The organism is Candidatus Alkanophaga liquidiphilum, from assembly GCF_053996935.1.
In genome coordinates, this window is the sequence record NZ_JBMXYC010000067.1 from 1 (window position 1) to 8,739 (window position 8,739).

Below are 8,739 nucleotides of genomic sequence, written 5' to 3' on the forward strand. Positions count from 1 at the left end.
CCTCTACGTGGACGTGCCTGAAAGCCATATTCAAGAATTAAAAAAATTTGCGGACTACCTGACCGAAGACGAAAAAGAGACGCTTGAGGAGATAAAAGAAATAAAGGCAAGGAGAGCTTCGTGAGCCTCTCCCGACTGAGGTCGGGAGCTTCACTTTAAGCGTGACCTCCTCCCCCGATAAAGTCGGGGGCTTCCACCGGAAGCTTGGGAGGTGGGGGAGTGTGCATAAGCGCTCCCCTTCGAGCTGAGCACGCAGCTCCTGACCGCAGGTTATACCCACAGCCTCGTTACTCATCCATTGAACGCAAGCTATAAAAACTTTTCCCACCCGCCTCCCCTGCCCTCCTTTAAAGGGGATTAGCAGCAACATCTTCCTAACGAACCAACTTCCACCCCCTACCTTCCTTACCTTAATTCATCCCCTGAAACGAGGGGCTTTCTTATCGACATTTTGTAATCTTCAAGCCGAATTCGTCAACATCAGAAGAGAAGCCTGCCCGCCACAAGCATAGGCGTTTTCTCGCCTGCGCAGTCCAAGCAAAGTTTTCGACCGTTGCGCAGCCTGACGTGCGTTTCGAGGACAGCGTCGCCACAGGCTTCGCATACGACGATGGGCATCGTGCACTCGCAAACCGGCGCAAACGCCGAAAACTCAAGCTTTTTACGCTCCACCTTGAACATTTCCTCGTCAGAAGCCTCAAGCTCCTTCAGCACTGCTTCCTTGTGCCGCTTCGTCATCTCCTCCACGAGCGCCTCTCGCTCTTCAGGATTCATGCACCCCGTGAGGACTTCCAGTAGCCGTAGTTTCGTTAGCGGCGTTCTCTCGCCTTCGACGAGAATCGTCGCATACTTGCCTCTGAACACCCTCTTCATCTCAGGATGTCTCTCCACAAAGCCGTCTAAGAATTCAGGACGCACTGAAACACGGATGGCAGTGCCGTCGCTCCTCAGAAGTGTGATTGCGAGCTTCCCGCAATCTCTTACCACGAGATTAGCGCCTCCGAGCGTCCCAAGCACGAGCTGGACGCCGTTGCAGAAAGGACCTGCAGTCTCAACTATTGTGACGACGCTTCCCATAATATCATCGTCGGCAGCGCTCATGCCAAGCTCTTCCAGCGCAAGGAGGCTTGCTTTTATTCCGTAAGCCACTTTGTGGCAGTAATGCCCGTGAAACTCCACGGATTTGTCCAACAGCCATTTTGCATCTCGTCTCCTTATAGCTTCAACAACCTCCTCTCTTGGACTTCTCACGTTATCACCGTAAAGTATATCACTCGTAAAACTCATAAATCTTATCTCACTACTCCCAGGTCAGAGTGTTGAACTTAGCTTTTCAAACGAGCTTTGGGCTTATATTCTGCTTAGAGTTCCGAAATGCTCGCCAGCGCCTCTTCAACGTGAATTTCAGCATTCAGACTTTCGCAAAGACGAGCGTCAGCGTCGCTGATTCTCAGAAGGGCACGGGCTGAAGTCTCGGAAGGCATGCATCCGTCTGTAGCTCTCCGCTTCACGGCATCCTGCAAGCGCTCAAGCAGCTCCCGGCAACTCATGCCACGCTCGTCAAGGAGGGTGCGGAGCTTTTTTCGTAAGGCGTCGTGCTCGCTTTTAAGCGCATGCGAGAGCAACACCTCCGCAGCAGCGGCGTCCGCCCCATAGCTCTTTTCTATTGCGAGACGCACGGCGTCGGCATCCACATTCCGCCGCTCGCTTTTAACAGTCGGCGAAAGGGCTGCTGCTGCCTGTAGCAGGCTGAGCGCCATGAACGCATTCCCGCTGGCACTTGCCTTTAGTAGTGACAAAGCGTCCGCCGAAATCTCCAGCCGCTCTCCCTTTGCCACCTTTTTTAGTATTTTTTCGATGTGCTCGTCGCCTAATTTCCGAAAATGTAGCACTACGCATCTTGAGCGCAACGGCATGATGACTTTCGCGGGCTTTGTCGTCGAAAAAACGAACCTACAGGTCTTGTTGTATTTTTCCATGGTTCTGCGGAGTGCGTGCTGGGCGTCAAGTGTCAGTGCCTCTGCGTTGTTGAAGAAGATTATTTTGAAGTCGGCGTTTATTGGGGCGAGCGCCGTGAATTCCCGAATGATTCTCTTGAATGTATCAATGACCGATGCCCGCTCTTCGTAGAACAGGCGGAAGCGCTTTTCCTCAGCCAGATACTTCCTGCCGCCCTCGAATATATTGGAGGCGTCGAGACAGACGAAGTTCGCAAGGTCGCCGTAAAGCTCTAAAGATAAGGCTCTCGCGAATGAGAACTTGCCAACGCCCCTCGGACCCCAAAGCAGGAGGTTCGACACACTCCCGCTTTCCAAAAACCTTTCGCCACACGTCACGGCGGTGTCTTGTCCTACTATCTCGGCAAGTGTCTCCGGTCTGTATTTTTCAATCCACAGACTCATCTCCTTTTCCTCTTAGATTTTTTCTTCTTGAAAAACGTTGAGGCTTCATCCGCGAGGATGTGAGAGGCGTAGCCTGCGACGCCGGCGAGCGTTATGAGAAACGCAACAGCGAGCGGAAACCCGAAAAGGAGCGTGATGAGCAGAAGAAGTAATGCGTATGCGGAGATGCCGAGAACGCCGTGCGTCGGACCGCGGTGCGGTAGCCGGCTTACGAGGAAGACCACGAGTAATGTCGTAACTGAGATCACCGTGAGTTTCAAGAGCACGCTTTGGGTGTTTACGTCTGAGTGTAGAACCACCGACACCACAAGCAGCGCCAAGAAGAACGCAGTGGCGGCGGCAGTCACCCGCATTGCATACCTGTGCGGTTTTGACGTTTTTATATCGAGATCTGGGAGGTTTGCGCCGACGAAGCATGCCAAGAGCGAGAAGATTAGCGTTGCGGGCGTTTTTGGCAACGGTGATATGAAAATCGCAAGCGCAAACAGCGCAAACGTGAGCATTGCGACTGCGCAGTGCCCCCGGAAATCCATGTTTATCCTTTAGTAAGAGCATTAAAGAGCGTTCCGCCGCATCCTTTAATTCTGCTGAGCAAAGTATTTAAAACATATAAAAGGAAAAACTTTTAGGTCGAAGTTTAGGGGTGGTGCGGATACCGTGCGGCAGGAAGCGCTGGAGGCAGAAGATGCGGAAGCATAAGTTGAAAAAAAGAAGAAAGAAGATGCGGCATAAGAAGTAATCAGGTATCAAGTTTTCTCACTCTGATTTTGCTTATGCCTTGTTCGTCTGTTTCTTCGATTATCAACTCGTGGTTATTGAGGAGAGTTTTTGTGCCGACAGGGGGGTGTTCGCCGAAGAGCTGCGTTGCGAGGTCTCTGACGGTTTTAACCGAGAGGAAGTGCCTGTTTGCGGCGGCGGTGGCGGGTGCGGCGTTCGTGGTGACGTTGCGAGCGTGAAAGGCAGCGAGCGTCCCGTTTTCTCGGATGCCCGTGATTTTCAAGAAGTCCCGCAGCCGCATGCGGCAGTCGATAATTAGAGTGTCCTCGTCGAGCACTTCGACGAGCTTGGCGCTATCGTCGTATTCGTCGAAGATGTTGCCTACGAGTTCCTCAAGAACGTCTTCGAGCGTCACCAAGCCTAATGGGCGTGCCGCCTCGTCGACTACGATCGCAATGTGGAACCTCCCCCTCTGAAATTCCCGCAAGAGGTCATCCACTTTCGTTCTGTAATCCACGAAATAAGGCGGCTTTAGCAGGTTTTTGATGCTCGAATCGCCGTCGCAGCCGCTGCAGGCATGCGTTAGGAGGTCTTTGGCGTAGAGTATGCCTATGATGTTGTCGGGGTTGTCTTTGTAGGCAGGGATGCGGGAGTATCCGTGCTTCTTTATGACTTCCACCGCCTCCTTCACGGAACAGTCAGCCGAGACGCAAACCATGTCCTCTCGCGGCGTCATTATATCTACAGCGGTGATGTCGTCAAGCTCGAAGACCCTCTCTATTATCTCTTTCTCGTCCTCGTCGAAGACACCCTCATCCTCGCCGATGTCAAGTAACGTCTTCACTTCCTCCTCGGAAACCGTCTCAACTGCACTCGACGGCGCCCACCTTAGCAACCTCCTGAACGCAACTACCATCAGTGTGAAAACACGGACTACCGGGCGGAAAATATGAACTAAGAGCCTTATAGGCTTCGAAACTATTAGCGAAACCGCCTCCGGGTTTCTGGCTGCGAGCGTCTTCGGGAAAATTTCGCAGAACGTCAGGATGATGAGCGTCATGACGCCGGTCGCAATTCCGATGCCAAGGCTGCCGAAGCGTTCGATAGCGAGCGACGTAGCGATTGCGGACGCCGCTATGTTCACGAGGTTGTTCCCGATGAGAATGGTCGTGAGCAGGCTATCAGGATCCTTTTTGAGCTCGTGGATCTCTTCAGCGCCCTCTTTCCCCTCATTAATCAGCTTCTTTACTTTTATCCTGCTTATTGCCACCAAAGCAGTCTCTGACGCTGAGAAAAATGCAGAGAGCAAGAACAATATTATCAATGCTAAAAGCTTTACGCTTACGTCTATCAACTCCTTGCCCTCACCAATTTCAAATTAGGGCTGCAGCTTTATAAAATTTTTGGACATAAAAGCGTCTGCTCAGACAGTAAGTTACTTTTTTAGCTGCGCCATTTTTGAGTGCGAGCTCGTGCCTAAACCTTTTTGGGACGTGGGCGCTCAGGACCTCTTGCGCTCTCAGCTTCCGCAAACTCACCAGCACTCCTCAAGCCTGAGCTGCAGCTTGTGACCTCTCCGAACTCCACTCCTGCTTATCTTTTCTCAGCAGATTGTAATTCTGAAAGCTCTTTTGGTGTGAATATGCCATTTTCGGTGATGAATGCCGTGACGAGCTTATGGGGGGTAAAATCAAACGCCGGGTTGTAAACTTCGACGTCGAGCGGCGCAATCTGGACGCCGCAGAAGAACTTGAGCTCGTCGGCGCTCCGCACTTCTATTTCCACGTCTTCAGAGCGTTTTCCGAGGTCGAAGCTTGAGAGCGGCGCCGCCACGTAGAACGGGATGCGATGGTGTTTTGCGAGGACCGCCAGCGAGTATGTGCCGATTTTGTTGAAGAAACCGTCGCTGACGACGCGGTCGGCGCCGACGATGACTTTAGAGACAAGCCGCTGCTGCATGACGAAGCCGCTCATGCCGTCCGTGATTAGCGTGACGGGGATGCCGTCTGCAAGAAGCTCGAAGGTGGTGAGCCTTGAACCTTGGTTCAGGGGTCTCGTTTCGCAGGCGAATACTCTTATGCGCTTGCCTCTCTCCACCGCCGCCCGTATGACGCCGAGCGCCGTCCCAAAATCAACGCATGCGAGGCGTCCAGCGTTGCAAATCGTCATGACAACGTCGCCGTCCTCAAGGAAACTGGCGCCGTGCTCTCCGATTTTTCGATTCGTCGCAACGTCCTCCTCCGCCATTTTCTTCGCCTCTTCGAGCGCCGCCCGCCTCGCCTCTTCGAGGCTTTTCGCCGTGCGAACACGATGCATTGCTCTCAAAACGCCGTAGCTCAGGTTCACGGCGGTAGGTCTTGCGGTGCTGAGCTTTCTTGCAGCATCTTCCACTTCTTCAAAGCTTTGAGCATTAAATACTGCAAGTGCGACGCCGAAGGCGCCAGCGACTCCAAGAGCGGGAGCGCCTCTGATTTTCATCTCTTTTATCGCCTTTATCAGCGAGTCAACATCGCCGCACTCCAGAACTTCAAGGCGGGCTGGTAACCGAGTCTGGTCTATCATTTTTATGACGTTCCTTGTATCGTCCCACTCAATCGTTCTCGGTAGCATTCAAAGAGAGAGGGAGGATATGCTATTTTTGACTTACGGTAGCCGTGTATCTGGTTTCGAAAAGCACCAACGAAGGCTTTTAGTTTTCATCACCTCATGTTAAAATGAATGTTCGATTATGTGGTGATTGTGCTTCCAGACGACACGCAGGTAGAAGATTTCAGGCGAATGTCGCTTTCGAGCGATGTCGTTCTCGACTCGAAGCTCATACCAGTTTCAGAGGCAGCATGGCAGGGCGCCGCCGGAAACGGTCTTGGAACGCTGTTTGCTCTCAAAAATGCGAGCGCCGCCGTCGGCAAGAACCTCGTGGCGGAAGTCAAGCGCGACAAGAGCGTCTTAGTCGTGCACACAGCGGGCGAGGGCACGAGAAACCTCCTCACGAGAGCGTGTTTGAACAAATCTTTTATAAAACTGCCGAGGCTGACGTTACTGGAGGCCGTGATAAAGCAATTTCAAGAAATTTCCATACCTTCGAGGATTTTAGTGACGTGGGGCGACCAACTCATATTTTTTGAAGATGACGTTAACGAGATAAGACGTTGTGCGGAAAGCACGCACGTCCTTCTCTTCGGGTTGAGCGTCCCTGAGCTTACTGCGGAGATTGCGAGCAACTACGGCATTCAGATTGTTAGGTGCGGCGAGGGCTGCGAGCTTCTTGAATTCGACGACTCCAGAGATTATGACACAGTAAAAACGAAGCTTGAGCGTTTGCAGCGAGCGGCGGGCGACGTTGGAGTCATGATAAATATGGGGACGTTTTTGATGAGCGGCGACGCTGCCGAGAAAATGCTTGAGGCGTTCAGGGAGCAGCTCGACGCAAGGAGCGGGAAGTTCAACTCTGACGAGCTTTGGCAGCTTTGGATTTCGTCGGAAGCAAGCGCCGAGGGCTGGCTACGTGAGCGGGCGAAATGGTTAAGCGAAGCCTTAAAGGGGGTAGGCGGCTTGTCCTTAATAAAGAGCATCCCGTTAAGTGAAAACGCTGTTTGGGTGGATTTTGGGACGAATGAGAGCTACTACAATAGTTTAATGAGCATTTTGACCGATGTGGGGTCGAAGTTGAGGGAATTTTTGCACGTAGCGCCAAGAACGGAGTCTCTTGGCTGTGAAGTTTATAACTCCGTCTTCGAAAGCTCAAGCTTTTCGGGCGGCAACGTTGAGAGGTGCGTCGTTTTCGATTCCGTCGCCAAAGACGCAAATCTGGAAGATTCTTGCATGATAGATTCAAAACTCAGCAGGGTGCAGGCGAAACGCTGTATCATTTACAATGTCGTAGACCATGCAGAAATCCACGAGGAGGGAAAATGCGTAGTTGATGTTTTCCATCCTATTGAGGGGAGAATACGGCTGAAAATCAGAATTGGTGAAGAAAGGGGCGATAAAGAGAAGTGGTGGCACTCACGGCTCCCAGAAAATGATTTCTCGCTGCGAGAGGTTGCAGAGATGATGAAAGGTGTCAGCCAGAAGGAACTTGAGGATACGAGACATAGGATAGAGAATGTTGCGTCCGCCATTGCTGCGGGCGACAGAGAAGCGCTGCTGAGGACGCTTAACGACGTCAGGACGAGCCTTCTGCTTTTTAGGATGGGGATGCGAGGCGATGCCCTAGGCGATACATGCTTGGAAGAGGCGACGGCTGTTTTAAGGGAGAACTTGCAGGACGCTGCAAAAATGCCGCTTAAAGTGGATGCTTTCGTCAAGGACAAGCCATGGGGCTACGAGCTCTGGTGCGTGTCGTCCCGGAATTGTGTTACGCTACCCTCAGGGCTGAAGTTGCGGCTCTGGGAGCTTGCAACGCTCTTCCCTGAGGTTCTGGGTGGCGTTGCGCAAAGCTGCATCGTGTCCGACGCTCAAGGGGCGACTGTGCAACGTTATGAATTCCCGCTGATTGTGAAAATAATAAAAGCGGATGAAAACCTTTCGGTGCAGGTGCATCCCGACGCCGCTTATGCAAAAACGCTCGGAGATGCGTTCGGCAAAAACGAAGCGTGGTATGTCCTCGAAGCCTCAGAAGGCGCAAAGATTTACATAGGCATCGCAGAGAGCTTGCGCTGCGGCGGCGAGAGAGCTGTGGCGCGCAAATTCTGGGACGCCGTGCGTAATCGTAATTTCAGCCTCGCATTCCTTAATGAGCTTAAAGTGGGCGTCGGCGACGTTTTTCACATCCCTGCGGGCGTTGCTCACGCACTCGGCGGTGGCACGAAGGTTTATGAGGTCAGCACCTCTTCAGGGCGAACTTTCAGGATTTACGACTACGACAGGGGGCGCGAGCTCCACTTGGAGCATGCGAGCAAAGTTTTGAAATTCGACGACGTTGGTTTCGGGCAGGGTTTGAAGAAGATGCCTGAGGTGCTAAAGCGGCATGACGGCGTCTCAGAACTTTTGCTCGTGAAGGACGAGCGTTTTGAGTTGCGGCATCTTAAGCTTAACAACAGCAAGCTTAAGATAGATACTAAAAACGTGCCGCTGCTGCTGACGTGCGTGCGGGGGCGTTTGACGCTGAAGTGCAGTAACGGCGAGATGCTGACCATAAACGTAAGCGAAAACGAAACGACACTCGTGCCTGCGAGCGTCGGCAGTTTCGAAGTGGTGGTAGAGAGCAACACTATCTGCGAGGTGCTTTGTGCGGTTCCAAGGGAGTTGCGCAATCCTACGTAGTGCTGTTTGTTCCCGCACGGGTCAAAGGAGCTTGTAACACACTCCTTCCCTCAATAACCTATCCGCCCAGTAATGTTTAAGAAAAAAAGCGGACAAAGCAGAGGCATGGACTTAAAAGTCAAAAAAAGCACCGCCGAGATAAACGAGAAGATAAGAGACGGCAGCGTTTCGGTGGTGACCGCGGATGAGATGACGGAGCTCGTGCGGGAGCTCGGCGCCGAGAGGGCAGCTCGCGAGGTTGACGTCGTGACGACGGGGACGTTCGGCGCGATGTGTTCGAGCGGCGTCTTTTTGAATTTCGGGCACGCCGACCCGCCGATAAAAATGCAGCGGGTCTGGCTGAACGATGTCGAAG

7 protein-coding genes are annotated in these 8,739 nt (G+C 52.6%); 2 read left to right on the top strand and 5 right to left on the bottom strand.

What is annotated here, in order from left to right:
* Positions 1-480: 480 nt before the first annotated feature.
* The 5 genes from ACXJJA_RS08775 to mtnA all read right to left on the bottom strand — a co-directional run bounded on the left by ACXJJA_RS08775 (position 481) and on the right by mtnA (position 5,729).
* Positions 481-1,251, bottom strand: coding sequence for an FmdE family protein (locus ACXJJA_RS08775; protein WP_456487840.1), 771 nt, complete (start codon positions 1,249-1,251; stop codon positions 481-483).
* A gap of 110 nt (positions 1,252-1,361) precedes the next feature.
* Positions 1,362-2,402 carry an AAA family ATPase gene (locus ACXJJA_RS08780; RefSeq protein ID WP_456487841.1) on the bottom strand — a complete coding sequence of 347 codons (1,041 nt, stop codon included), beginning with the start codon at positions 2,400-2,402 and terminating at the stop codon, positions 1,362-1,364.
* Positions 2,399-2,935 (bottom strand): metal-dependent hydrolase, encoded by a 537-nt coding sequence (locus ACXJJA_RS08785; RefSeq protein WP_456487842.1) that lies wholly within the window; start codon positions 2,933-2,935, stop codon positions 2,399-2,401. Before ACXJJA_RS08785 ends, ACXJJA_RS08780 begins: the two co-directional genes overlap by 4 nt.
* Positions 2,936-3,141: 206 nt before the next feature.
* Positions 3,142-4,473, bottom strand: a complete 1,332-nt coding sequence (locus tag ACXJJA_RS08790) for a hemolysin family protein (protein WP_456487843.1) — start codon at positions 4,471-4,473, stop codon at positions 3,142-3,144.
* Positions 4,474-4,712: 239 nt separating this feature from the next.
* A complete protein-coding gene (gene mtnA, locus ACXJJA_RS08795; RefSeq protein ID WP_456487844.1) occupies positions 4,713-5,729 on the bottom strand; it encodes an S-methyl-5-thioribose-1-phosphate isomerase in 1,017 nt (338 codons plus the stop codon).
* Positions 5,730-5,837: 108 nt separating this feature from the next.
* Between mtnA and ACXJJA_RS08800 the strand changes: the two genes are divergently transcribed.
* Together ACXJJA_RS08800 and ACXJJA_RS08805 are read left to right on the top strand one after the other, a co-directional pair.
* Positions 5,838-8,384: a class I mannose-6-phosphate isomerase gene (locus tag ACXJJA_RS08800; RefSeq protein ID WP_456487845.1), complete on the top strand. Its 2,547-nt coding sequence runs from the start codon at positions 5,838-5,840 to the stop codon at positions 8,382-8,384.
* Between the two features lie 105 nt (positions 8,385-8,489).
* On the top strand, positions 8,490-8,739 hold a 250-nt coding region (locus ACXJJA_RS08805; RefSeq protein WP_456487846.1), incomplete at its 3' end, for a homocysteine biosynthesis protein.